Here is a 26,031-nt window from a genome sequence, read left to right on the forward strand (position 1 = left end):
AATCAAGCTCAATGAAACGACTCCTCACATGTTTCGCACTGGTCGCCGTGGTGTTGGCGCTGAACGGTTGCGGCAAAAGCGGTGCGGACGCCCCGCATGCCAATTCTGCTTCCGGCAATAGCGCGAAGAAACTGAAGCTGGCTTTCGTTTCCAATACGGCAGCGACGTTCTGGACGCTGGCCCGACGCGGTTGCGACGCGGCCCAGGCGGAGTTAGGGAACATCGAGGTGGATTTTCGCATCCCGGCGACCGGTAGCGCCGCCGAGCAGCAACAGATTTTGGACGACCTGCTGGCGCGCGGCATGGATGGCATCGCCGTCAGCGCCATAGATCCGCGCAATCAAACCGAGTTCCTGAATAAAATCGCGGCGACCACTTTGCTCATCACCTGCGATAGTGACGCGCCGGACAGCAAACGGGTCTGCTACATCGGCACGGACAATTATCTGGCGGGCGTCGAGGCGGGCAAACTCATCAAGGAAGCGTTGCCAAACGGCGGTTCGATCATGGCGTTCGTTGGTTACGCAGACGCGCAAAACGCGACCGACCGCTACAACGGCATCAAGCGCACATTGGATGGTTCGAATGTGAAGATCATTGATTTGCGGACGGATGACACCGATTTGGTGCGCGCGCAGAAAAATGCCGAGGACACGCTGGTGAAGTATCCGGACATCGCCCTGCTCGTGGGGTTGTACGATTACAACGGTCCCGCCATTCTGAACGCGGTCCGGCGCGCGGGCGCGGTCGGCAGGGTGAAGATCGTGTGCTTCGATGAACGCGAGGAAACGCTGGCTGGCGTGGCCAGCGGCGAAATTTACGGGACGGTGGTGCAACAGCCGTTTGAGTTTGGCAAGCAAGCCATGTTGCAAATGGCGCGTTACCTCGGCGGGGATAAAACTGCGTTGGCGGGCGGGCAACAGATCGTTCCGACGCGCAGTTTGAAGCAGGCAGACGTCGCGGCGTTCCAGGCCGACTTGCGACGTCTATTGAACCAGTAACCTTCGGCTCATGCTTCGCGTCGCCGCCAACTGCTAACCACTCATGCGCGGTTCGACGCTACTTTCGCTGCGCCAGATCACGAAGCGCTTTCCGGGAGTGCTGGCGTTGGATGAGGTTTCGCTGGAGGTCCGCACCGGAGAAGTGGTGGCATTGTGCGGTGAGAATGGCGCGGGCAAATCCACGTTGATGAAAATCGTCGGCGGCATTTTTCCGCCGGATGCGGGAAAGATTCAAATCGGCGGAGTCGCGGTCGAAGTTCCAAATGCGCACGCGGCGCTCCGTTTGGGGGTGGCGTTCATTCATCAAGAGCTTAACGTGCTCGACAACCTGGATGTGGCGGCCAACGTGTTCTTTGGGCGCGAACCGCGCAATCGGCTGGGGTTGATCCGCTTCAACCAAATCCACGCGGCCACCGCGCCGTGGTTGCGGCGTTTGGGCGTCGCGTTTTCCAGTCGAACGCGCGTAAGCGAATTGTCGCTGGCGGAACAGCAGATGGTGGAAATCGCCCGAGCATTGTCGCTCCAGGCCCGGCTCATCATCATGGATGAACCGACGGCGTCATTGACGTTGCGGGAGACGAATCGGTTGTTGGAACTTACGCTGGAACTCAAACAACAAGGCGTCAGCGTGGTTTATATTTCCCATCGGTTGAGCGAGATCGAACGCATTGCCGACCGCGTGGTGGTGCTGCGCGATGGACGCAACGCGGGCGAGCTGGACCGATCCGCGTTGCGCCACGACGCGATTGTGAATCTGATGGTTGGGCGCGAGATCCGAAACCGCTATCAAGCGCCGGCACGCCCGCCGACGCCGGATTTTCTCCAAGTGCGTCACGCGCGGTCGAGCCGCTTTCCCCAACGGGTGGTAAATTTCACGGCGACGCGCGGTGAAATCCTCGGTTTCGCGGGACTGGTTGGCGCCGGACGGTCCGAAATCATGAAAGCCATCGTCGGACTGGACGAGTCGGGGAGTGCGGAGATCAATCTGAACGGACAGACGATTCCAGTTCACCGCCCCGCGGACGCAATTCGACAGGGTGTGTACCTCGTGCCCGAAGACCGCCGCGCGGAAGGGTTGGTGGTGGATTTGTCGGTGCGGGAAAATCTCACGCTGCCGTCGTTGCTCCAATATGCGACCGGCTGGCTCATCCAGCGTTCCCGCGAGCGGGCGGCGGCGGAAGCTCAAATCAAATTATTGCGCATCCGGACGCCGGATGCGGAAACGCCGGTGCGCCATCTGAGTGGCGGTAATCAGCAAAAAGTGGTGCTGGGCAAATGGCTCTTGTGGTCGCCGCGCGTGTTGATTTTGGATGAACCCACGCGAGGGATTGATGTGGGTGCGAAAGCGGAAATTTACCGGTTGATGCGACAGTTGGCAGAGCAGGGGACGGTGGTGCTGATGGTGAGTTCGGACATGGAGGAGTTGTTAAACTTGAGCGATCGCATCGTCGTCATGCACGAGGGACGTATCACCGGTTGTTTGAATCGCTCCGAATGTACGGAGGAAAACGTGATGCGGTTGGCCGTGGGCAAACCGTTGCCAACCGCGCCCGCAGCCTGACCCGAACATGAAGAAAGAACTGGGAATCACGCTGCTACTGCTGGGGTTATGCGTCGTCACCACGGTGCTGAACCCGAAATTTTTATCACCAACCAATCTGATCAACACCGCCAATCTCATCGGCCTTTACGGCGTGTTCAGTCTTGGTGCGGGACTGGTAATCATCACGGGCGGTGTGGATTTATCCGTGGGTTCGATGTGCGCGTTGACCGGAGTGTTGCTGACGCTGGGCGTGAGTGAATGGCAACTGGCCTGGCCGATCGTCATCGTGGCCGTACTGTTGATGGCTGCTTCGCTTGGCGCGGCGCACGGCTGGTTGGTCACCAAGGCGAAATTACAACCGTTCATCGTGACGCTCTGCGGTCTGTTAATTTACCGCGGCGTTGCCCGGTATATCGCTGGAGATCGCACGACCGGGTTCTCGGGCGCAAAAGGCATTGAGCTGTTGCGCAACCTGGCGGCGGGCCGGTGGTTTCGTATGACCACTACCCCTGAGCCGGGCGTCACGAAGGAATGGTTTCCGGGATTGCCCGCGCCGTTTGTGATCTTGATCATCCTGGCGGTGCTCCTGTGGTTTGTGCTGCATCGCTCGGTCTATGGCCGTTACCTGTTCGCGGTGGGGCGCAATGAACAAGCCGCGCGTTTTTCAGGCATCAACACCCGACTCGTGGTGGGTAGCGCCTACGTGATTGCCGCCGTGCTGACCGGCGGGTCAGGTATTTTGATTGCGTTTTACACCAACTCGATCGTGCCATCGAATCACGGCAATTTTTACGAGCTATACGGAATCGCGGCCGCCGTGCTGGGCGGTTGCAGTTTGAGCGGCGGCGAGGGTTCGGTTATCGGCATTGTCATTGGCACCGCGTTGCTGCTGGTGTTGCAGAATCTTGTGAACCTGCTGGGCATTGATAGTTCGCTGAATTTCGCGGTGATGGGGGCGGTGGTACTGGTTGGCGTGTTGGTGGATCAATTTTTCCAGCGGCGCCGATCGCGCCGTCAGGTCCGTGGTGAATGAGCGGGTCGCGGTCTTTACCATGAATTTCTCTCAATTGAAAATGTTGCCTTGCCTCCGAGAATCTATATTTTCTGCGCATTGCGAATGGAACGAAATGGCTGACGCCCCAACCAAGCATGCACTTTAATTCACTCAATCTGCTCGATTACTCCATTCTGGGGATTTATCTCGTTTTCGTGGTGGGCATCGGCTTCGCCTTGAAACGCTTCACGCGAAGCGCCGAGGATTTCTTTCTTTCCGGTCGCGCCATTCCGGGTTGGGTGACCGGTCTGGCGTTCATCTCAGCCAACCTGGGCGCGCAGGAACTGATCGGCATGGCGGCTTCGGGTGCGGAATACGGCATCATGACGTCGCACTTTTACTGGGTGGGCGCGATTCCCGCGATGGTGTTTCTCGGCATCTTCATGATGCCGATGTACTACGGCTCGAAGGCGAAGTCCGTGCCCGAATATCTCAAGATGCGTTACGACGAACGGACGCGCGCGTTCAACTCGATTTCCTTCGCGTTCATGGCGATTTTTTCCTCGGGCATTTCCATGCACGCCCTGGCCGATCTGCTCGACGCGCTGTTGGGTTGGAATTATTACGTTTGCCTCGTGGTAACTTCCGTCATCGTGCTGGCCTACGTGCTTAAAGGCGGCTTGAGTTCGGCCATTTACAACGAGGTGCTGCAATTCTTCATGATCGTGTTCGGCATCGCGCCCCTGGCGTATCTGGCGTTGAAAGACATTGGCGGTTGGGAAGGTTTGGTGGCGAAATTGGATTCAGGGCGCATGCACTCGTGGGCCGAAGCCGGCGGCACGAACAATCCGCTTGGCGTGCCCTGGTACGGCATTCTGTTCGGCCTCGGTTTTGTGCTCTCCTTCGGCTACTGGTGTACGAACTTTGCCGAGGTGCAACGCGCGCTGGCGGCCAATTCGATGGGTGCCGCGCGGCGCACGCCGATCATTGGCGCGATCCCGAAAATGTTGTTTCCGGCCATCATCATCCTGCCCGGCATGATTGCGTATGGTTTGACGAGTGACGCCGTTGCCGGCGGTTATTCCATCCCGTTGCGCGATGGCGCGTTGAATTACAATCAAGTGCTGCCTTCGATGATTTTTCACTACTTCCCGAACGGGCTGTTGGGTTTGGCGCTCACGGCGCTGATGGCTTCGTTCATGTCCGGCATGGCCGCCAACGTCACGGCGTTCAACACCGTCTGGACTTATGATCTCTACCAAACCATCGGTGGAAAAAAGAGCGATGCCGAACTGTTGAGCATGGGTAAAATCGCGACGGTGGGCGGCATTATTCTGGCAATGGGTTCGGCGTTGATTGCGTCGAAATACAACAACATCATGTCCATTCTGCAACTGGTATTCGGCTTCGTAAACGCGCCGTTGTTCGCGACATTCCTGCTGGGTATGTTCACCCGACGCTCGAATAACACCGGAGCGTTCTGGGGCTTGATGGTGGGCACCACGTCCGCCGTTGTGTTTCACGGACTCTGCTTCGCCACTGGCAATCCGGCGGGAATCAAGGGCGGCTGGCTCAGTCCGATAATCGAGTTTCCAAAGGAAATGTCGCAAAGCTTCTGGGTGGCCATCGTCGCCTTCTCCGTCACGTTCATGGTCAACGCTGTTTTGTCCCTCGCCACCCAGCGCAATAAGAGCGACGCGGAACTGCGTGGCTTGGTCTATTCGCTCACGGAAAAACAACGCGGCCACGAGGATCACTGGCTGGCGCGGCCCGCCGTGCTGGGATCAATCGTCATGGTGGCGGTGATCATTTTGAACCTTCTATTCTGGTAACTTTTAACGCCCCATTCACATGCAATTCGACCTGCGCTTACCCATCGGAATTTTGTTCAGCATTTACGGCGTGCTGCTCGTGATTTACGGCTTGATCGGGGGCAAGGAACAATACACTCGCTCGCTGAACATCAACGTCAACCTGGTCTGGGGCGTCGTCATGCTGGTCTTCGGTTTGGCGATGTGGTTCTTCGCCCGCCGTGGCGCAAAAAAATCCTGAGCCAACCGAGCGCGAAACTCCCTGCTGCAGTCAGTTTGGGGCTTCGGCCTTGCGACCTTAACCGGTTCGTTTCTATAATCTTCGCGTGCTGGATATCCGACTGATCCGAGAGAAACCCGATTTTGTCCGCGAACGCCTCGTCACGCGAGGAGCGGGAGACGAACGATTGATTGACGAGATTCTGCACGCGGACGAACAGCGGCGCAAAGCGTTGGCCGAAGTCGAGTCACTCAAGGCCGCGCGGAACCGGGTCTCCAAGGAAATCGGCGCTTTGATGGCGCAGCAAAAGCGTGATGCGGCCGAAGCGAAAAAAGCCGAGACCAAGGATTTGGGCGATAAGATTGCCGCGCTCGATGCGCAAGCCAAAGCGGCCGAGGCGCGGCGCGATGAGCGATTGCTGAGCCTGCCAAACCTGCCGCATGCATCGGTCGCCGTCGGTAAAACGGCGGCGGATAATCCCGAGGTGCGCCAGTTTGGACAAAAGCGCGAATTCACCTTCAAGCCCCGAACGCACGTGGAATTGTGCGAGCACTTGAAGTTGATTGATTTTGCCCGCGCCACCAAGTTGTCCGGCAGCGGCTTTCTGCTTTACACGCATTGGGGCGCGAAACTGGAGCGCGCGCTGATCCAATTTCTGCTCGATCTGCACACGCAAGAGCATCACTACACTGAAATTTCGCCGCCGTTCATGGTCGGCCCGGAATGTCTTGTTGGCGTCGGCCAATTTCCGAAATTTCGCGATCAATACTACGGCGTGGCCGAGGGCGATAAAACCGAGGCGCTGGGCAAGCTTTACCTGATTCCCACCGCGGAAACGCCCATCGCAAACATTCACCGCGATGAACTGCTGGCCGAGAGCCAACTGCCGATCTACTACTGCGGCTACACTCCGTGTTTTCGCGGCGAGGCGGGCGCGGCGGGCGTGGGCACGCGCGGCATGATCCGCGTGCATCAATTTGACAAGGTGGAGCTGATCAAGGTGGTGAAACCGGAAGACGGTTATGCCGAGCACGAGCAAATGCTCACTCACGCCGAGCGCGTGTTGCAACGCCTCGAGCTGCATTACCGTGTGGTGCAGCTTTGCACCGGCGACATGGGGTTTGCCAGCGCCAAGACCTATGACCTCGAGGTTTGGGCGCCAGGGCAGGGGAGCTACCTCGAAGTTTCATCGGTTTCCAACTGCGAGGATTTTCAGGCGCGACGGATGAATTTGCGCTTCAAATCCGAGTCCGGCGAAAACCGCTTTCCGCACATTCTCAATGGCAGCGGCACCGCTCTCGCCCGACTGTTTGTTGCGCTCATCGAAACCCACCAACAAGCGGATGGGAGTGTGACCATCCCCGCGCCGTTGCAAACCTATCTCGGCACGGACGTCATCCGGTGCGTGGCGTGAGAATTTTACTCGCCAGTTCAGAGGTTCATCCCTACTCGAAAACCGGCGGGCTGGGCGACTCCGTGGGCGCCCTGGGTAAAGCCCTGGCCCGAACGGGCCATCAGGTCGTCACCGTTACGCCATTACATCGCGGCATCCGGGAAAATTTTGACGGCCTCCGCCGGGTGGATTGGCGCTTCAATCTACCGCTGGGCAAGCGCCAGGTGGACGCCCAACTGCTCGCGTTGGACGTTGCTCCACGCCACACCGTTTATTTCATAGACCAACCGGAATTTTTCGATCGGGCGGGACTCTACAATGATGGTCAGCACGATTACGCAGACAACGCCGAACGCTTCATCTTTTTCTCCAAGTGCGTCGTTCATCTGGCGCGCTATTTGCCATTCAAACCGGAAGTCGTCCACGTTCACGATTGGCCGGTCGGCTTGGTGCCGTTGCTGGCCAAAACGGAGCACGAAATCGCACCGTGGCCGGACTTTCCGCGGTTTTGTTTGACGATTCATAATCTGGCCTATCAAGGTGTTTTTCCACGTCCGGCCTTTGATCTTACCAATCTGCCAGTGAAATGTTTCAATGTTGAAACCACCGAGTTTTACGGGCAGCTAAATTGTCTCAAAGCCGGAATTGCCACGGCGGATGTCGTCACCACCGTCAGCCCGCGGTACGCGCGGGAAATCACCACCGAACCGTTCGGCGCGGGACTGGACGGACTGTTGCGCCGCCGTCGGGCTGATCTGATCGGAATTCTTAATGGCGTGGATTACGATGAATGGAATACGATCAACAATCCATTCCTATCCGCTTCCTACAATGCCGCCGATCTGGCCGGCAAGGCGATCTGCAAGCGCGCATTGCAAAAACGGTTTCAATTAGAGGTGGATTCCAAGCTGCCGCTATTTGGCAATGTCAGCCGGTTGGTCGCACAAAAAGGCGTTAATCTCATGCTTGGCGCGTTGGAGCAAGCCTTCGCCGCGCCTATCCCGATGCAGTTTGTCATGCTGGGCAGCGGCGATCAAAAATTCGAAATGGCGTTGCGCGATTTGGCCGCCCGATATGTCGGACGGATTGGCCTCCAATTCGGCTACGATCAGGGCTTGGCCCATCAAATCGAAGCCGGCAGCGATTTCTTCCTCATGCCGTCGCGATTTGAACCTTGCGGATTGAATCAACTTTACAGTCTCCGCTACGGCGCGATTCCGATTGTACGCCGCACCGGAGGATTGGATGACACCGTGATTGATGCCACCGATAATTCAGCGCAAGCCAACGGCATTAAATTCGATGCGGCTGAATCATCGGCCTTGCTCAAAGCCATCCAGAAGGCGTGGCTGCTATTTCAAGACGCTAAATTATTAAAGCGTTTCCGGCTGAACGGAATGAGAGCCGATTTTTCTTGGGAACAGGTGGTGACGGCTTTAGAAGCTGCTTATCGCAATGACTCACGCCTGCAATGAACTAAACATAACTTACAATCAATAACCGCAAAGTTTTGATGCCCAATAGTTTACTGGTCTAAAATTTTTCGCTCTTACCGGGTTGACAGTCCGGTTTCTTCGCCTTTTTTTTGTCATCCGTCATTCCGTGCCCGCCCGCCGTCGCCTGCTACATGGTCACGCCAGAGATGGCAGGGGACTGCTAAAGCCCCGCCAAAGTTCGCCCCGTTTCCCCCTTCTCACTTTGTCAGGTCTTTAGCTTCCCCTCAGATCACAAAGCGCAGCCGCGCAGGGCGTGACCACTCCGCACAGGTGAAGGCGACGGCGAGACAGGCAACGGGAAAGACTCAATTCCTGCAAAAAAAAAGCTATGAAACCAGAAAATCAAAACGAGAAGGCTCAGGCAAACTCGACACAGGAAAAACCCAAATGCACGGAAGCCGACGTTCTTCTCACGACGCACCTCGACATTCAATTCACACCTGACGGACTGATAATGAGTAGAACAGGATGGGCAATCATACCCTTCGACGGGCGAAACACAGAACTGTATTGCTCCCAAGCCTTCGCACAACTCAGGGCGCAGCAATTGGCTAACAAATCCGGGGGAAAGGTCATTCGATGAACCCTCAGCTACTAGAAGTCGGCGAAATCGTGCAAATCGTCTTAGCTCTTGAAGATCGCGCAAAACACTGCCAAGAGAAAATCCACCACCACGGCAGCACGCACCCGGACGAATACTACCAAGCCACAAGCGAAGCCTGCACCAAACTGGCCGAGAAGATCAGGACGCACAACATCACACTAACCCCACTTCAAGGGAAAGAGGGTTGATTGGCCATGAACCGCGCACGCCCGGCCCCTAATTCCGACGTGCGCGGTTCTGGCCTACTCCCAAAGGTTGAAACAGACACGCCGCCAGACTCCCTCGAGATCGATTCACTGTAAGCCACAGAATTCCAGGGCTGCGCAGACGGGGCAGGGGGAAACACTCCAGGACGAGGCCGCGCTTGCTCATATTCTTTCCCGTCGAACCACCACTTGCCAGAATCCAACTTCCGCAAGCCTTCTTTCATCGTTACAATCCGACCGTCCGACAGGATCACCCGCAGGCGACCGCCTGACACTGCCCAGCCTTCCAGCTTGACCGGGTTTTGCGGTTCCGGCTCGATCATCGGCGGCAATTCCGCCGGCGCAGGCGTGACTCCAACACCGTCCACACCCGGAGCAACATCCGCCGCACTGTGTTGCGTCTGAGGCATAGCAGGCTTCACTCCAAGCGTCCGTTTCATATAGAACTTGAAGCTTCCTCCCAAGACATGTGGCAGCATCGCCAGCCCGACAACAAACAGAATCACGCCAATGATCAGCCATACAATCGAAATCCCTTTACGCCGCCGTTTCACATCGGCACCACGTCCGCCACCAACCGCGACTCCCGCCGACGTATCATAGGTTTGCACTACGCGCACGTCCAAACGCTTAACTGTAGTATGAAACGCACGTGCGGAGGCTGAGGAGGGTGGCTCGTAAAACGTCCGGACTTGGAAAACTGGAGGCTGACGAAATATCCCCAACCGGCGCAGGCCAAAGTTCGTACAAATCTGCCATTGCTGAGCCATGCGATTTATCTGAACGTCAAGATCCTTATGGCTATGACTGACCAGATGCCAATCATCCCCGAATTTGCGATGCTGACGGCCGTAGAATTCCGTTACCTTCTCTGAATCTTTCCACCGGCGCGACGAGTAACATTTCCAGGCTTCATCTGTAATGATGAACTGTCCAGCACCCATCCGCCCTAAGTCGTCTTTATCGAATTGCTCGCCGACAGCATCCCACTTAATTTTGAACCATTCCCCGGTTTCCCGGTCCCGCCGCCACATGAACAAGGTTGAAAGTTCGTTTTCATCCTCGACACACAAAAGCCGCCCCGCAGCGACAATGCCAGGACGGATCACGACCGGCTCCGGGAATTCTCGTTTCAAGATCGTCTCACAGTAGGCTTTCAGCCCCATCATGATCCGACCGTCTCCAGTGACCCAGGGAGGCACCCGAACAGGTGTTGAAGTTACAATGTCCCGCGAACCCCACAGCCATTCCTCGATTGTCACGGATTGCTCAAGAAGGCTCTTACCGTTTCCCGGTGGCCCGCTTACGATGGTTATCATTAGAAGGAGTCAGCAAATTCTCCGAACTCACGAGCGACTTGAATGAACGGATAGTATCGCTTCAACCAAACACACATTGACCGCCAGTCCTCAAATTGACGGACAACACGGCGACCGCTCCAAGTGGTGTAGATAATTCTCATAGTTCAGGGGAGTGATGCGTGATTTTCCGAACCAGCCGGAAGGTAAAGGCGATTGCACCAAGGGAAAGGCCAAGCCAAAAGCCGCGAAAGAAATAATTATCAGGATCAGCGACCGGATCAGGCTCGCCCTGGGCAAAAGCAGAGACAGGCAACAGCAACAAGAGAAACAAAAATTTGCGCATACATCACCCCACCAAAAAACGGACGATTGCTTGAGACACCCATAAGAGACCGCCGAGACTGATTTGATATACCCATGCGCTAATGGATGCCGTAAGCATTAACGCCAACGGAAAGAATTGATTAGCGAGATAAAGACTTTGAAGGATTGGCGAAGTTGACGCCGTAAAAGGTGAACTAAAGATTGTCGGCAAGTGTCCGGTAGCCCCCGCCCACGTAACCAACGCCACCGGGATCACGCCCACCGCTACCGTGATTGCTACCGCCATTGCCAACGCCAGACCGGAATTGACATTCGTTCCAAGAACCGTAGTCCCCGCCGACGTAGCCTGACGGAAACCCCCGGTTGCCATGATCGCCGCAATGGTAATGTGAGTGTTACGCCACACCAAGAGGAACAGGACGCCCCACGTAACAATCCGCCTACAGAGAGCAGCCAGATCAGACACCCAACCCAACGAAAACGGGTTCAGGTTGACTTGGAAGGACTGACCACCAGCAGGGACGGTAATTGTCCAGGAGGAATCCAACGCAGAGCCAGGATCATCCCACGACGACGGAGCACCGTCCGCCAAACCGTCGAATTGCGCGCGCACACTTTCGGCAGCATCAGCCCCCGCTTGCGCGTTCGTTCCCGCCGCGTTATTGGTGCCCTCAAACTTCCCCAAGAGTTGCCCAAGCAGGTTCGTGTTGTCGGAATGAAACGCGCCGACGGCACCAATGATGCCCGCATCATCAAAACCAGTCCCGCCCGGTCCAGTGCCTCCTCTAAGAGTCGCCATTGTATTTTCCTGCACCTTCTGGTTAATCGCATCCAGTTGCTGAGCCAAAACATTAAACCCAGCTTTTAAGGTATCGTCCCGCGCAGCAGTTGAGGAAGTGCCGTTGAAATTGATAACGCTATTAGTTTGCTGAGAAAAAACTATCGAAGGTGTATTGCTCATCACAATAGTTTCTCCGGACGGCCCCATGCCACCGAAAGGCGCATTCGTATTAGATTCAAACAACACCGCAGTTTCCGTTTGGTTCGTAAAGCTGAAATCTGCGCCATCATCCACCATTGAAACATAATTCCGCTTACTCTCGAAACTCACTTGGCTCGAATAGCCGTTACTGCACACAGTAAGCGGGATAGACCAAGACCAAGACGCACCTGGACTCAAAATATAAGCACTGTTGTAAAGCTCTTCGCCATCTACGACCGGGTAAACATACTTTTCGCCCGCCGTTGTATTGGTAAAGGAATAACTGCGCGAAATTTCAACACATTCATTAGTGCCGAAAATAATAAACACTCCGCCAGCATCCGAAGGGAAAACACCAGCTTGAGGCACTGCTAACGGACCAGACCAAGGCCCAACCTGCAGAAGATAATTACCGGATGCAACGAAGGTAGCAGAATACCCAGATTTCAAATTGCTGATCGGAGAATTGTAATAGCTGCCGTCATGATAAACGCGGACAGAGGTAGTTATTGGGCCGAAATTATACACACGATAAGTGCCACCAAAAGCGACCCTACACACCAGTAAAAAAATCAGATAATACGCCAAACGAACCATAAGGAGAGGCCGATCAAGTAGCCAGCGGTGAATTGTAGATATTCCATGATCTCAAAGAGAAAAGGCAGGGGCCGAAGCCCCCGCCCATGTTGAAACCATCACTTGCGAATCCATTTGACGATCTTGATGATCACAAAGAACCCGACCACCGCAGCGACCAACGCGCCGACAGTGTAAAACGTGTTCGTCGCAGTCGTCACAATCGTGGACGCATCCGGCGCAGTCGGATCTGTCGCCATTGCAGGCAGACCGAGCATTGCCACCATCGCCAACACCGCCACAAACCGCGCCCAACAGGCACCGAGTTTATTCTTAACCATAACTAACCTTTCGTTTAACCCCGCCGCGGAATTGCGACGGATGCGGGGAGAATGGCGCAGAAAGTGCATTTGCATAACTGACAGAAACAACAAGTTACTTGCACGTAAGATGAACGCCGAAACAGCAGCGCAGAAACTTCTACCAATAATCATTGGCGCGGTGATACTCGCTTTAACGCTTTCCGCTCTTTGGACTTTCGCAGATATGAGACGCGCTTCAAAACGGAAGCAGAAGAAACCCAACGCACCCCCAAAAAAGTAACAGGCCGCAAGATGCCAGCGTCCAAAAGCTGGACAATCCGGACGTGACTAACCCCCAAGGCAGCTTGCGCCAACCACTGAGGCACACCGGCCCGCGACAATCTGACCACCCGCAAAGCCTTCCTCTGTTCTGACGTCACAGTCACCACACCCCCGGCCAAAATCGCCACGGGACCCGCAAGCAGTAATCCCGGTAGCTTGGTTGAAGTTTGAGAAACCGTTCCTCGAAAAGCGTGATCGCAAACTTAGACGCCAACACGATCAGGAACACGACCCCATTCCGAACGGAGGGGAATTCAAAGAAGAACACGCCCGCCATCAGCAACTCGATGAACGTCATGGGGTGACGTATCCACGAGTAAGGTCCCGATTGGATCACGTCCACCCATACCGGCCCCGTGACTGTACAACGCCGCCCAAGATGCCATTTCACCCAACACTGAACGGCGAACAGAAACCAGAACACCGGTGCCACCTGATGCACATGCGGGCCCGACGCCGAGAACAGCAGGATCGCCAGATGCCCGACGCCGACGCTTAACCCGCTCCAGGTCAGATCAGGCTTGCCAATCGCCCACGCCCAAACGGTGGTCGCAACAGCGATCAGCCCGACGACGCCGAGAATGAAGCCACTGACGGTACCGGAATTCAAAAGAGGGATGCACAGCCAAAGACGGAACCCGCCCAGCACGTAAGAGAGGAGCGCGATCATAGTTTGCCTTCACAGCGTAACCGATAGGCCAAAGGCCGATCGTTCACATCTGGTTTAATTAACCCTGTGCGCAGGCCGTAGGAGATGCCGAGACGCCCTGACCACGTCCGACGACGGCGCAGCCACAACAACGACACGAATTTTACGCCGCCCACTACGATCACCGGCACAGACGGAAGCCGCTTCCATCGAGAACGCGACACGCCCGCAAACAGATGCGCCGAGCGTTCCGGCACAAGACCGCCGTGAAACTGGCTCGCTCGCTCAAATTCCGAAATTAAAGGAAAGTTTGTCATGGTCAAAACGGTTGCTCTACAGGGGAGGGGACTAAATAGGTGTACCATTCCCCGGTTTCCTCGCACTTGAGTTTTATCCAACCAAACGCCCGCGCAATGCGATGCTCTACGCCGTCAGGCACCCAACTGTCCGACGCTTCAAAATCTTCTTTCGGTGGCGGTAGTTCTTTCAAAGCTGGATAAGTAGGCCAATCCAGGCAATGACCGTAGCGACAGGTTAAACGGTTGACGGCAATGAAGATTTCCCGCGACCACGTTTTCAAAACTTGATACGTCCGCCGACAGTTTTCCGCCAATTCGGATTGCACCAGAATATCCCGAACCCGGGTTCCTTTGAAGCCGCAGACCATCCCCCACCGACGACGACCCCGCAAACCATCGTCCCGCTTCGTCAAATACTTAGCCAGGTATCCCGCCGCCCGCTGATCACACTTCCGAACGTGGATTCGCCCAAAACCGGCGCGAATTGCCATCCGACGGACTTCTACCACGTCCACACGACGCGCAATCAGCACATGGAAATGCAGACCATGCCCGCCGGGATGACCGACCGGCCCCGGATGATCTTCGACAACTCGAACGCCCGGACAGCCGCCCGCATCCTTATATTTCTTCCGTAATAGCCGGTTCATGTGATGCCAACAAGCCATTGCCATTTTGTCCTCGACTACTTGCCGGGTGGTAAAAGTCCACATATACACGCGCCGCCGTTTGCCGTTTTCATCCTCAAACAGCTTGGCGCAGGTGTGTAGAAACGCCGCTTTGCGCTTCGTTAAGGGTGTTTTACTGCGCAAAATTTCCATAGGGTAAATTGTTCTTAAGGTAACAAGGTTAGACTCCCGGCGCGGCGGCGCTGGCGCGCCGCTCGCGTCGGGAGTTTTCGCGTTTGCCAAGAAGGGGGATTCATTTGAGAGGCATTGCGGCTCCATCCCGCTAAGGACGGAGCCGCTTTTAGCTTGGTTTCACATGCCCGGGCACACTCCAAGCAGGACTTTCCGGGCTGATTATTTTCCGGTTGCGAGGGGTACCACCGTGCCGGAGAACTGGCCGACGCCGTTAAGAATTGCAAACCGGTCGAATTGCAAAAGACACTTGGTCCCCTTGGCCATTGGTGGGGCCCAGCTCTCGATTGAAAAGCCTTCCGGGACACGCTCCGAGACGTGGAACGCATCATTGCCCACCTCAACGGTGTGCTTTATCGCCGTAAACGAGGAAGGTTTCCGCGTGAGTTTGTCCAGGTAGTTTATGGTTTCCGCTTTGCCAAACCGGTATTCGCCAATCAAGATGCGATCACCAGCTTTGAATTTTTCTACCGCTTGTTCGAGTGTTAATGGTTTCATGAGTTTTGATTTGCTAATCCCGGCCACACGACCGGGAACGCTAAAACTCATTGCATAAACGACTTAGAGACGCAACGCAAAACAAACATAACTTACATTGTGCATAGATTATTACTAAAGGTAAAAGGCCAATTAACTTCGCGATGCGTTGCTAATTGGCCTTTGAAGCCTAATGTGATCCGGTAGCTTAATTACGCCGTCGGAGGTTGCTGACCGTCGCCGTCACCGCTCGCTTCGTTGATCTCTTTGCTACGGTCTTCCATGGCGGCTTTGCGTGAAAGTCGAACCCGACCTTTCTCATCCACGCCGAGGCATTTGACGTAAATTTCATCTCCCATTTTGACGATGTCTTCAGTCTTCTTGACGCGGAAGTTGGCCAGCTCGCTGATGTGGACCAATCCGTCTTTACCTGGGAGGAATTCAACGAAGGCGCCAAATTCTTTGATCGTGACCACTTTGCCGCGGTAGATCTTTCCGATCTCCGCTTCGGCAGTCATGCCCGTGATATGATCCACGGCGATCTGCATACCGTCGGCGGATACCGAGAAGATATTCACCGTGCCATCGTCTTCGATGTCAATTTCGCACCCGGACTCTTCCACGAGCTTCTTGATGTTCTTGCCGCCAGGGCCAATCAACGCCCCGATCTTTTCCGGGTTGATCTTCAGCGTCGTGATGCGAGGCGCGTATTTGCTGATGTCCTTGCGCGGTTCGGCAATGGTTTTAGCCATTTCCGCCAAAATTGCCAATCGGGCCACGCGCGCTTTCTCAATCGCCTCGGTCATAATCGAGTGCGGGAGACCTTTTAGTTTCAGATCAAGCTGAAATCCGGTAATTCCCCGCTCCGTTCCGGCGATTTTGCAATCCATATCGCAATACGCGTCTTCCCAGCCGATGATATCGGTCAACAATTGGTATTTGGAAATTTTTTTGTCGGCGGCGTATTCGGTGCAAATGCCGACGCTGATGCCCGCCACCGGGCGAATCATCGGAACGCCCGCGTCAAATAACGCCAACGTACCACTGCAAACGGTCGCCATGGAGGTTGAACCGTTGGATTCCATGATCTCGCTCGTGATTCGGACGGTGTAGGGATAATTGTCCATGGGCACCATCGGCTTGATGCTGCGTTCCGCCAAAGCGCCATGACCGATCTCGCGGCGCCCCGGTCCGCTGATGCGGCCAGTTTCGCCCACGGAAAAATTCGGAAAATTGTAATGCAGGATGAATTTTTTCTCGTTTTCGCCGCCGGTATAAGAATCAAACTCCTGCGCGTCATCACCGGTGCCGAGCGTAGCCAGAGCAATCGCTTGCGTTTCGCCACGGGCGAAAATTGCCGAGCCGTGAGCGCGTGGCAGAATTCCCACCGCACTGGAAATCGGACGGATTCCGTCGAAGCCACGACCATCCAAACGCTGATCTTTTTCGAGGATCAGTTTTCGAACCGCTTCCTTTTGGATGTAATAAAACGCGTCGTTGACGACGAAGGGAGTGACTTTTTCCGCACCGAACTTCTCCACCAATTTCGCGCCAACTTCCTCTTTAATCGCGTTGCAGGCCGCCTCGCGATTTAGTTTACCCGGCGTCAGCAACGCCGGGACAAAACGGTCGCCGGCCAGTTGTTTGGCTTCCTGCAAAATCTCGTCTGGAACGATGTTCAGCTTGATTTCCCGCTTGGACTTCCCCGCTTTGGCGGTTAATTCCTTCTGCGCGGCGATCAAGGGCACGCAACATTCCTGACCGAACTTCAGCGCCGCATTGAAATCCGCTTCGGTAATTTCCTTGGCGGCGCCTTCAAACATGACCACATCGGTTTCATTGCCGACATAAATCAGGTCCAGATCGCTCTCCTTCGCTTCGGCGTGCGTGGGATTGGCGATGAACTTGCCGTTGATGCGTCCGACGCGCACCGCCCCGAGCGGCCCGGCCCAAGGAATATCGCTGACCATCAAAGCCGCACTCGCGCCAATGATACTCAAAATGTCGGGATCGTTTTCGCCATCGGCACTGAGCACGATGGTTTGCACCTGGACCTCGTTGTACCAGCCTTTGGGGAACAAGGGACGAATCGGACGATCCGTCAGTCGACAGGTTAAAATTTCCTTTTCAGTTGGACGCCCTTCCCGCTTGAAATAGCCGCCCGGGAACTTGCCCGCTGCAGCCGCCTTCTCCCGATAATCTACGGTCAAAGGGAAAAAGTCCTGGCCTTCTTTGGCTTTGGTCGCGGCGACGGCCGCCACGACGACGATGGTTTCGCCGAGTTGAACGGTCACGGCTCCGTCGGCTTGCTTCGCGAGCTTGCCGGTTTCAATGATGATTTGTTTGTCGCCGACTGCGGCGGTTATTTTTTCTGGCATTGGTGGTTTCCTGCCGTCACCACCGAGGAACTTCAGTGAACTCCGAATTCGGTCGGAGCTGAATGAAATCTCCCGGAGGCGACGATTTTTTCTTTGCGCGAACTTATGTTGTGTGAGTGGCCGGTCGCGCCTCCGACCGATTAAAAGCGAAAAGCGCGTGGCTTGACCACGCGCCCGGCAATCAGCGACGCAATTTCAATTTCTTGGTCACGGTTTGATAACGCGCCAAGTCAATGTCATGCAAATAATCCAACAACCGACGGCGTTGGCCGACCATCATCAACAAACCGCGGCGGGAACTGTGGTCCTTCTTATTGGTTTGCAGGTGTTCCGTTAAATGATTGATCCGCTGCGTCAGCAGCGCAATTTGTACGTCCGCTGAACCGGTATCCTTCTCGTGCAACTTGAAGGAATCAATCGTCTTTGTTTTGGCTTCCATACTTTCTCTAGTCAAAAATGCTAGGCGAGCCTAATTAGTACCAATTCCCGTGTAAAGGTTTTAATTCTGCCGGTTGGGCCGTCGGTTGAGGATTCTCCCATCCGCAGCATGAAATTTCGCGCGCCAGCTAATCACACGGCACGGTTCGTTCACTGGCCCATTCGCGAAGTCCCGTCACTTTTTCAGCCATCACGACCGAAAGCGGCCTGGTTTGTTGAACCTCAGCCAGCAAGTCGGCCTGACTCAATGAGCGGCTTTGCGCGTGCGCCGTGTACATCGCCGACACAATGGCCTGCTCAATTTCTGATCCGGAAAATCCGCTGGTCGCCTCCGCCAGTGCCGCCAAATCAAACTGGCTTGGATTCAAAGCCCGTTTTTTCAGATGGATGGTTAAAATGTCTCGTCGCACCATTGGCGCAGGTAAATCAACAAAGAAAATTTCGTCGAAACGTCCCTTGCGCACCATTTCCGGTGGCAACCGGGTGATGTCGTTCGCCGTCGCCACCAGAAAAACAGGTTTGCGGCGTTCGGCCATCCAGGTCAGCAGCGTACCCAGGATGCGCCGCGCCAGACCGTCATCCTCATCTCCAACCGCCAGTCCCTTTTCGATTTCATCCATCCACAAGACGCAAGGCGACATGACTTCGGCCGTCTCGAGCGCTTTGCGTAGGTTGCGTTCCGTTTCGCCGTAATACTTGTTGTACAGAATGCCGAAATCCAATCGCAGCAACGGCATCCCGAAAATGCCCGCCGCCGCTTTGGCGGCAAGGCTCTTCCCGCAACCCTGCACGCCCAACAGCAAAACCCCGCGTGGCGGATCCAAATGCGCGCGTGGGCCGTCCACAAAAAAGATTTTTCGCACGTCGAGCCATTGCCGCAGGCGACTCATCCCGCCGATTTCCGAAAATTGTGCCGTCTCGTATTCAAAGGACAGCGGCGAGTCTCGTCCGAGCAACTCGTATTTGGCCCGCATCACCTCGGGCAGATCCGATTCCGTAATTGCCCCATTGTCGTCAATGGCTTTCCGCACCAAACGCCGCGCATCGGTCGCGGTCAGACCGGCCAGATTACGAACGAGCGCTTCAAGCGCCTTACTGGTGGTCTGCACTTCGCGACGCCCGTGCTCCGCGCCCCAATCCGCCGCCACTTCGTACACAATGGCGCGCAATTCATCGAGCGTTGGCAGGGGTAGATGGAACTGGCCGGTGAACGGGCGCAGTTCTTCGGGAATTTTAAGCGCGCAACCAACGAGCACCATCGTGGAAAAATGTTTAGGGTAACTCAGCGCCACATCCTTGAGATGCCGCACCAGCATGGTGTCTTCCAAAAACGGATGAAAATCCAGCAGCACGAAGAGTGAGCGCTGTCCATCCGTGCGTGCGAAGTTGAAAATCTCCGGCGGTTTGATCACGGACTGCATGGGCTGATCGGAAGGTTCAAACGCTTGCAGCCCCTCGGTGATTGTCCAGCGAAACGCCTTGAGTTGGAGGCGGCGGGCAATTTGCCGAATCATTGCGACGATTTGCGGCTCTTCGTTGCTCTCCACCGCGATCAACGCCGTGCGCGAACGAATGATGGCCTCAAGGTCGCGCTGCGGACTTTCTGTTCCCAGCGCGCCGCTCGGGATCGCTTTACCCGTCGGCAAATTCATGTTCTTAAATTAAACGGCACGCAACTGCATGGGAAGACTCAAACTCCAAGTCTCTCGTGCCACGCGACTTTATCCGGGCAACATTCTGAAATTGCGAACAAAAACTGCGGTAAATGGCCGCTGACGGCCTTTCCGCTTGCGTGATTAGTGTCTGCGCTAAAGAATCGAGCTGTCTCGGCAAACGATTGCAACTCAGTGGAATCATGAAAGCTTGGTCCGATAATATCACTAATTTGAAATTAGCGCGCTGGCGTCGTTTCCTGGCTTTGGGTAGCGTGACGTTGCTGGCATGCTTCGGAGATTTTGCCCTCCATCCCTGCGCTGCGTCGCAACTCCACGCTGATCTGCAAGCACCAAATCAGCTCGTGCAACTGTCGTTGACCGGCACGACGGGTAAGTGGCATCGCATCGAAGTGTCCACCGATCTGCTCCACTGGCAGGCGCTCACCAATCTCTGGCAAACCAATCCAGTCACCACTTGGGTGGACCCGGAATCAGTGACCGCGCCAACCCGGTTCTACCGGGCGTTGCAACTTTCCGCGCTGGATCGTTATGTCGCCGCACCCGATACGAATTTTACCTGGACGCTTGCCAAAACCATTCCGGGCGCGGGGCAAACGACCTACGTGCTCGATATGACTTCACAATCCTGGCTGACATCGGCCGAGGTGAATCGCACGTTGTGGAAACATTGGTTGATTGTGGTGCTGCCAATCGGAGTCACCAATTCCCACGCCCTGCTCTTCATCTCGGGCGGCAGCAATCCCGGCTCCCTGCCCTCCAGCGCGGATGCGAACCTCCGGCAGATTGCGCTCGATACGGGAACCGTGGTGGCTGAACTCAAGATGGTGCCGAATCAACCGCTGACCTTTGCGCCAGAAACCATCGGGCGCACTGAAGACTCACTCATTGCGTTCAACTGGGACAAATTCATGCGCACGGGCGACGAGCGCTGGCCCACGCGCCTGCCCATGACCAAAGCCGCCGTGCGCGCCATGGATGCGATCACGGCTTTCTGCGCGGGCGCACCTGGCGGTGGATGGAGCGTCAATAAATTTGTGGTTGCTGGAGCGTCGAAACGCGGTTGGACCACCTGGACCACCGCCGTGGTGGATGATCGCGTGGTGGGCATTGTGCCCACGGTGATTGACGTGTTGAATGTGCAAGTTTCGATGGCGCATCATTATTCCGCCTACGGCTTTTGGGCGCCGGCCATTAACGACTACGTCGAGATGGACATTCCCTCCCGATTCGGCACTCCTGAATTTCACGCGTTAATGGAAATCGAGGACCCTTACGAATACGCCGGACGTTTGAGCATGCCCAAATTCATCGTGAATTCCTCCGGCGATCAGTTTTTCCTGCCGGACTCCTCGCAATTTTACTTCGATGCGCTGCCCGGTATTAAGTACCTGCGTTACATCCCCAACAGCTCACACTCGATGAGCGACACGGACTATCCCACCTCGTTGCGCGCTTATTACGAATCCGTCATTTTTTCAACTCCGCTCCCGCAGTTTTCCTGGACGTTGCAATCGTCCAACACCGTCCGCGTGGTCGCCACTGATCCGCCCACGGAGGTCAAACTCTGGCAGGCCGGCAATGCCAACACGCGCGACTTCCGGCTCGATACCATCGGTCCCGCCTGGCAGAGCACCGATTTGTCTGACCAAGGTGGCGGCGTTTATCTCGGCGCAGTGACCACGCCCGCACAAGGCTGGCGCGCGTTCTTCGTGGAATTGACTTATACCCGCTCCGTCAATCTCGCGCCGCTGAAATTCACGACGCAAGTGTATGTCGTGCCGGACATCCTGCCGTTTCAGTATCCATAACCCCCTGCTCGCTCCCCTGCCCTTGACGCCTTTTACCGCATCTCTAAATTTTTGAGCGCAAAGCACCATGAATTTATTTCGAAAAAACCTCTCAACATCGCGATCGTTTCGTCGCCTTGACCTGCTGGGCGCAACCTTGCTCTTCGTCACGCAGTTCCTTACCTCGAGCTGCACGGCGCTGGATCGTGGCGACGCTTCCACTGCCGGTGCGAGTGCCGATCAAGTGAGTAAAACCAGCACGCTGCGACGCGGAATTCCAACTCCGTTGCCCGAACATCCGGGGAACATTTTCTTGGCTGGCGAATCGGTGATCATTCCCATCCCCGAAGCGGTGCCGCCTAACGCGACTCACTGGCGTTTGTTGGATGATCAGGGGACAACGCTGCGCCAAGGTGCGTTGTCGTCCGCAACGGCGGGGCCGCGTCGGACCTTATCATTCGGTCAACTCGGCTTAGGCTGGTATCGCGTTGAATTCGGGAGCAAGGAACAACCGGACCAATCCTGGACTGCGCTGGCGGTTCTATCCCGTTTGCAAGCGCCGGTGCCGCTGGATTCGCCGATCTCCGTGGATTCTGCGCCTGCGTGGTTTGCGCTCAACGATCCGGGTAAACAAAAGCAACTGGCGAATCTCGCCGCGCTGGCGGGAGTGAATTGGATTCGCGATCGGCTCCGCTGGCGGGACCTGCAGCCGGAACCAGGCTCGCTGACGCCGCCGCCCACCACGTACGACACGGCGGCGCAAATTCATCACGCCGCCGGATTGCAGGTGCTTCAAGTATTTCACGATACGCCGCCGTGGACGCGCGAGCCGGAGCAAGGCAACGGACGCTTTGCGCCGGATTTGCGCCACGTTTATCGGTTTGGTCAACAACTGGCGCAACGCTTCCAAGGCTTGGTGGACGCCTGGGAACCTTGGAATGAAGCCAATGTCGCCACCTTTGGCGGGCACACCACCGATCAGATTTGTTCCTGGCAAAAAGCGGCGTGGCTCGGTTTCAAGGCGGGCGATCCCCAGGTGACGATCAGTTGGAACGCCACCACCGGAGTGCCAACTTCCCAGCAAACGGAAGGCGTTTTGGCCAATGAAACCTGGCCTTACTTTGACACTTACAACATCCACAGTTACGACTGGCCGGAGGCTTACGCGCGCCTCTGGTCGCCGGTGCGCCAAGCGACTTCCGGCCGACCGCTTTGGATCACCGAAGCGGATCGCGGCACGCCGCATTTGAAAAACCCGCCGTGGTATGATCAGGAACCGCGATTGGAACGGCTCAAGGCGCAAATGATTGCCCAAGCTTACGCCAACAGTCTGTTCGCCGGCGCCAAGCAACACTTCCATTTCATCCTGGGGAATTATCAGGAGAACAATCACATCCAGTTCGGTTTGCTGCGCGAGGACCTCACGCCGCGTCCGGCTTATGTGGCGCTCGCCACAGTGGGGCGTTGCTTATCGGGCGCGCGCATTTTAGGTCGCTGGCAACCGGCGGAGCATGTGAACGTATTTGCCTTTCGCGCCCAACCCGATGGCCGCGAGCGCGACGTGTTGGTCGCCTGGGTGGAAAAGGAGGTTGATTGGGACGAGCGCGGCCAAACCACGACATCATGGAAATTGCCGGACGCATTGCCAGTGCAAGAAATAGTGGATTATCTCGGGCGTTCGCTGGGCAACCAGTTTCCGACGCCGCTGGGTTCAGCTCCGGTTTTTGTGTTCCTGCCCGCGGGTCAGGCGGAAACGCTGCCCCTGGAACTACCACCCGCGCTTGGCGATTGGCGGAGCGGAACACCTTCGCCCGTCGTGCTGCAACTCTCCCTGCCTCGTTCGCGCCTCCACAAGGTCGAAGACCTGCCGTGGTCGGAGGAATATGTCTATCACGTCAACGCCGGTGAATCATTGCCGCTCAAGTTGCATGTGTACAACTTCGGCACAAATACCGTCACGGGCCAATTGACGCTCACGCAACAACCGACCGATTGGAAAACCACTCTGCCGGCGGGCGACTTCAACCTGTCCCGCTTGGAACGCGCGGAAATTCTAGGGGCCGTGGAAATTCCAAAGACCACCGCCACTCGCGATGGCTGGGTGGTGCTTCACGCCGATTATGGCTCATTGGGAAAGCCCGCTCTCGCGTTTCGAATTCAGGTCACCGATTGACCGCGAGCGGTACCTCAGCCGGAACGATTTGATTGGAGTTTGGGTGGAACGGGCCAACTACATCGTTCCGGGTTAGAGCGGTTCCAGAAATAATGTAGCGACCGACGGCATGCCTTCTCGGAAGGCGAAGATGGAAACTCCTTCACCGCGAAATATCCGAATGACAATTTACGTTTTACGCCGGTCGTGACTACGTGCGGATGGGTTTGGGGGGAGCATACGCGCCTCGCGTGTGCTGGCGGACGCCGCGTCCGCCGGAGATGATAACATTTCAAACGCGGCCTGCGATTCGCCACTGACTGAAGTGCGTGTTCGACGCGTGGCGCGTCGAGCTGCATCCGAGGCGGATGCGCTCCCCAAATCCACTGTATCGTTCTGACTTGTGCGATGAACTTGAACATCCGCCCAAGCTTTACTTTGTCGGATAACGCCAGACCCAGTCGCCTTGGGTCATCAACGGGACTTTGCCCTTTTCGCTCAATGCCACCTCTCCACCATCGTCGGTTTCATTCCAGCCCACCGAATAGAGGATGAATGAGCCATCCGCCATCCGGCGATATTTCAATGGCTGACCATTCATGACATCGTGCGGCAGTTTGGCGATGAATTGCGGTTCGAGCGCGGCGAGCGTGGCGGGAAATTCCCCGAGCGCAAGCCGATGGCGTTCCAGCGCGATGGCGACGCGGGCGAGGTCGGTGGCCGCTTGCGCTTGAACGAATTTGGTGGAAGCGCTGGCCAATGCTGGCATGATTTTTCGGGAAAGCCAGTTGTAAGGGGTGCGACGGCTGGTAAGTTCCACAAGATCTGTCTCGGCTTTCGCGCCATTAGTCGCCGAATAGGTTCGGTCTTTCAGATTGACGATCGGCAAATATGTGTCCGTCATGAACCGGCACAGCGCGAGTTTGTTCTGCTCGAACCAGCCGGAAGGACCGATCTGAACTAATCGAGGCATAATGGTTTCGTCGAGGTCAGTAAGCTCTAAATATTCTTCGATCCGATTGGGACGCCGCCGCAAGTAATCAATGCTGTCAACTATATTAGCCCGCTCGCCGCGTATGGCCAGTTGATAACTGGCCAGAAAATCGAGCCGGGCCAATTCGGTGTCCAAGGCGAGAAGCTGGCGGTCATTCCACTTGCGGTCGGCCAGTCCTTCCCAAATTGATTGCAGCTCAAGATTGAACATGGCGATGTTCACCAAATGAGAAATGAGGAACGGCTCGATCTGGAGCGCGGCGCTCAAGCGAAACATCAGCTTGAAATCCGCCAGCGCCTGGTCGGGCTGATCCGCCTGGAGTTCGGCAGAAGCGCGCAGGCACAACATCCTGGTCAAGCCCTTGAGTGAAGACAGATGCGGCAGGACAATCCTTGCTTTTACTTCATTGGTATAAGTGATCGGAAACCGCGCGTAGGGAAGCTGACTGGCGCGGCGCAGTTCTTCAATCGTCCCATCATATCGGCTTAGAGCCAGCAGTACATCTTGAGCTGGTGTTTGCGGGGCCGTAGCAACGGGGAAAAAATTCGTTTTTTCTGCCAGTTGCCGATAGTAATGCTGCCAGGACCCTAGGTCCGTTTTCTTCGCAAGCCGCCAGTCGCCGACAGGTAGATTGGGGCTTTCCAAATCCCGACCAGGAAGCTCAATCGGCAGATTCAGCGGCTGGACAAAATTGGTGTGGCCGAGCGCGGCAATCCGATTTTCGTCGTACCAGAGCTTGGCCTTCTCCATGCCCAGGATACTGCTGATTTCTTCGACCCAAAGCGGCGTCATGGCAAAGTTTTGGTCGTCGGGCACGGGTGGCGGTGCGAGAGCGGCGAGATCCAGCTTCTCGCCCCGAGCTTCAGCGGCGCGTTGGTAATTTTTCCAAGCCCATTTGCCGCGCCAGTTTTCTTCCGCGTAGAAGAGCGCGATCAAGGTGATGAAGCAGACGACGCCAAAAAGCAAGCGGCGCAAGTTCCGCCAAGAACGGCTCCATCGCAGGAACCAGGCGCCGCCCATGAACAAAAGCGCCAGACCGGCGGATAAACCCAGCGCCGGCAGGATGAAATCGGAAAAAGAACGACTTTCCGCCAGCATCAGGTTGTGGCACACGAGGATGGCCAAATTAGCGGCGAACAAGATGATAAACCAGCCGGCGATGCTCCAGCCGCCCGAACACGGACGCGTCCAAACAGATTTCGGTTTTTCGTTCATAGGATATCAGA

The 26,031-nt window shown here is 56.0% G+C and carries 20 protein-coding genes; 9 read left to right on the plus strand and 11 right to left on the minus strand.

What is annotated here, in order from left to right:
* Nucleotides 1-11 precede the first annotated feature (11 nt).
* The 7 genes from M9920_15455 (at nt 12) to glgA (ending at nt 8,437) form a co-directional block, all read left to right on the plus strand.
* Complete coding sequence (locus M9920_15455) at nt 12-1,001, plus strand: sugar-binding protein (protein ID MCO5053674.1); 990 nt, start codon at nt 12-14, stop codon at nt 999-1,001.
* Nucleotides 1,002-1,044: 43 nt separating this feature from the next.
* A complete protein-coding gene (locus M9920_15460; protein ID MCO5053675.1) occupies nt 1,045-2,562 on the plus strand; it encodes a sugar ABC transporter ATP-binding protein in 1,518 nt (505 codons plus the stop codon).
* 7 nt (nt 2,563-2,569) lie between these two features.
* Nucleotides 2,570-3,577 carry an ABC transporter permease gene (locus M9920_15465; GenBank protein ID MCO5053676.1) on the plus strand — a complete coding sequence of 336 codons (1,008 nt, stop codon included), beginning with the start codon at nt 2,570-2,572 and terminating at the stop codon, nt 3,575-3,577.
* Nucleotides 3,578-3,693: 116 nt separating this feature from the next.
* Nucleotides 3,694-5,370, plus strand: coding sequence for a sodium:solute symporter family protein (locus M9920_15470; GenBank protein MCO5053677.1), 1,677 nt, complete (start codon nt 3,694-3,696; stop codon nt 5,368-5,370).
* A 19-nt stretch (nt 5,371-5,389) separates the two neighbouring features.
* Entirely contained in the window at nt 5,390-5,590 is a 201-nt protein-coding gene (locus tag M9920_15475; GenBank protein ID MCO5053678.1) for a hypothetical protein, read from the plus strand.
* Between the two features lie 85 nt (nt 5,591-5,675).
* Entirely contained in the window at nt 5,676-6,983 is a 1,308-nt protein-coding gene (gene serS / locus M9920_15480; GenBank protein MCO5053679.1) for a serine--tRNA ligase, read from the plus strand.
* Nucleotides 6,980-8,437 carry a glycogen synthase GlgA gene (gene glgA / locus M9920_15485; protein MCO5053680.1) on the plus strand — a complete coding sequence of 486 codons (1,458 nt, stop codon included), beginning with the start codon at nt 6,980-6,982 and terminating at the stop codon, nt 8,435-8,437. The genes serS and glgA overlap by 4 nt, the downstream gene beginning before the upstream one ends.
* A 794-nt stretch (nt 8,438-9,231) precedes the next feature.
* On the opposite strand, the gene M9920_15490 is transcribed toward glgA, so the two are convergent.
* From M9920_15490 to M9920_15535, 10 genes are all read right to left on the minus strand, one after another.
* The gene (locus M9920_15490) at nt 9,232-10,437 is read right to left on the minus strand and encodes a hypothetical protein (GenBank protein ID MCO5053681.1); all 1,206 of its coding nucleotides are present in this window, start codon (nt 10,435-10,437) and stop codon (nt 9,232-9,234) included.
* A 289-nt stretch (nt 10,438-10,726) separates the two neighbouring features.
* Nucleotides 10,727-10,912 (minus strand): hypothetical protein, encoded by a 186-nt coding sequence (locus M9920_15495; protein ID MCO5053682.1) that lies wholly within the window; start codon nt 10,910-10,912, stop codon nt 10,727-10,729.
* Between the two features lie 3 nt (nt 10,913-10,915).
* Nucleotides 10,916-12,472, minus strand: a complete 1,557-nt coding sequence (locus tag M9920_15500; protein MCO5053683.1) for a hypothetical protein — start codon at nt 12,470-12,472, stop codon at nt 10,916-10,918.
* A gap of 98 nt (nt 12,473-12,570) precedes the next feature.
* Nucleotides 12,571-12,792: a hypothetical protein gene (locus tag M9920_15505; GenBank protein MCO5053684.1), complete on the minus strand. Its 222-nt coding sequence runs from the start codon at nt 12,790-12,792 to the stop codon at nt 12,571-12,573.
* Nucleotides 12,793-13,195: 403 nt separating this feature from the next.
* Complete coding sequence (locus M9920_15510; GenBank protein ID MCO5053685.1) at nt 13,196-13,765, minus strand: hypothetical protein; 570 nt, start codon at nt 13,763-13,765, stop codon at nt 13,196-13,198.
* 298 nt (nt 13,766-14,063) lie between these two features.
* Nucleotides 14,064-14,864, minus strand: coding sequence for a hypothetical protein (locus tag M9920_15515; GenBank protein MCO5053686.1), 801 nt, complete (start codon nt 14,862-14,864; stop codon nt 14,064-14,066).
* A gap of 201 nt (nt 14,865-15,065) precedes the next feature.
* Nucleotides 15,066-15,452 carry a hypothetical protein gene (locus tag M9920_15520; GenBank protein ID MCO5053687.1) on the minus strand — a complete coding sequence of 129 codons (387 nt, stop codon included), beginning with the start codon at nt 15,450-15,452 and terminating at the stop codon, nt 15,066-15,068.
* A gap of 140 nt (nt 15,453-15,592) precedes the next feature.
* Nucleotides 15,593-17,758, minus strand: coding sequence for a polyribonucleotide nucleotidyltransferase (gene pnp / locus M9920_15525; GenBank protein ID MCO5053688.1), 2,166 nt, complete (start codon nt 17,756-17,758; stop codon nt 15,593-15,595).
* A gap of 181 nt (nt 17,759-17,939) precedes the next feature.
* A complete protein-coding gene (gene rpsO / locus M9920_15530) occupies nt 17,940-18,197 on the minus strand; it encodes a 30S ribosomal protein S15 (GenBank protein ID MCO5053689.1) in 258 nt (85 codons plus the stop codon).
* Between the two features lie 127 nt (nt 18,198-18,324).
* Nucleotides 18,325-19,848, minus strand: coding sequence for an AAA family ATPase (locus M9920_15535; protein MCO5053690.1), 1,524 nt, complete (start codon nt 19,846-19,848; stop codon nt 18,325-18,327).
* Between the two features lie 203 nt (nt 19,849-20,051).
* Between M9920_15535 and M9920_15540 the strand changes: the two genes are divergently transcribed.
* Nucleotides 20,052-21,680 carry a PhoPQ-activated pathogenicity-related family protein gene (locus tag M9920_15540; protein MCO5053691.1) on the plus strand — a complete coding sequence of 543 codons (1,629 nt, stop codon included), beginning with the start codon at nt 20,052-20,054 and terminating at the stop codon, nt 21,678-21,680.
* A 67-nt stretch (nt 21,681-21,747) separates the two neighbouring features.
* Nucleotides 21,748-23,832 carry a hypothetical protein gene (locus tag M9920_15545; protein ID MCO5053692.1) on the plus strand — a complete coding sequence of 695 codons (2,085 nt, stop codon included), beginning with the start codon at nt 21,748-21,750 and terminating at the stop codon, nt 23,830-23,832.
* 412 nt (nt 23,833-24,244) lie between these two features.
* On the opposite strand, the gene M9920_15550 is transcribed toward M9920_15545, so the two are convergent.
* A complete protein-coding gene (locus tag M9920_15550; GenBank protein ID MCO5053693.1) occupies nt 24,245-26,020 on the minus strand; it encodes a hypothetical protein in 1,776 nt (591 codons plus the stop codon).
* Between the last annotated feature and the right edge of the window lie 11 nt (nt 26,021-26,031).

It is taken from the genome of Verrucomicrobiia bacterium (genome assembly GCA_023953615.1).
Taxonomy (GTDB): domain Bacteria; phylum Verrucomicrobiota; class Verrucomicrobiia; order Limisphaerales; family JADLHS01; genus JADLHS01.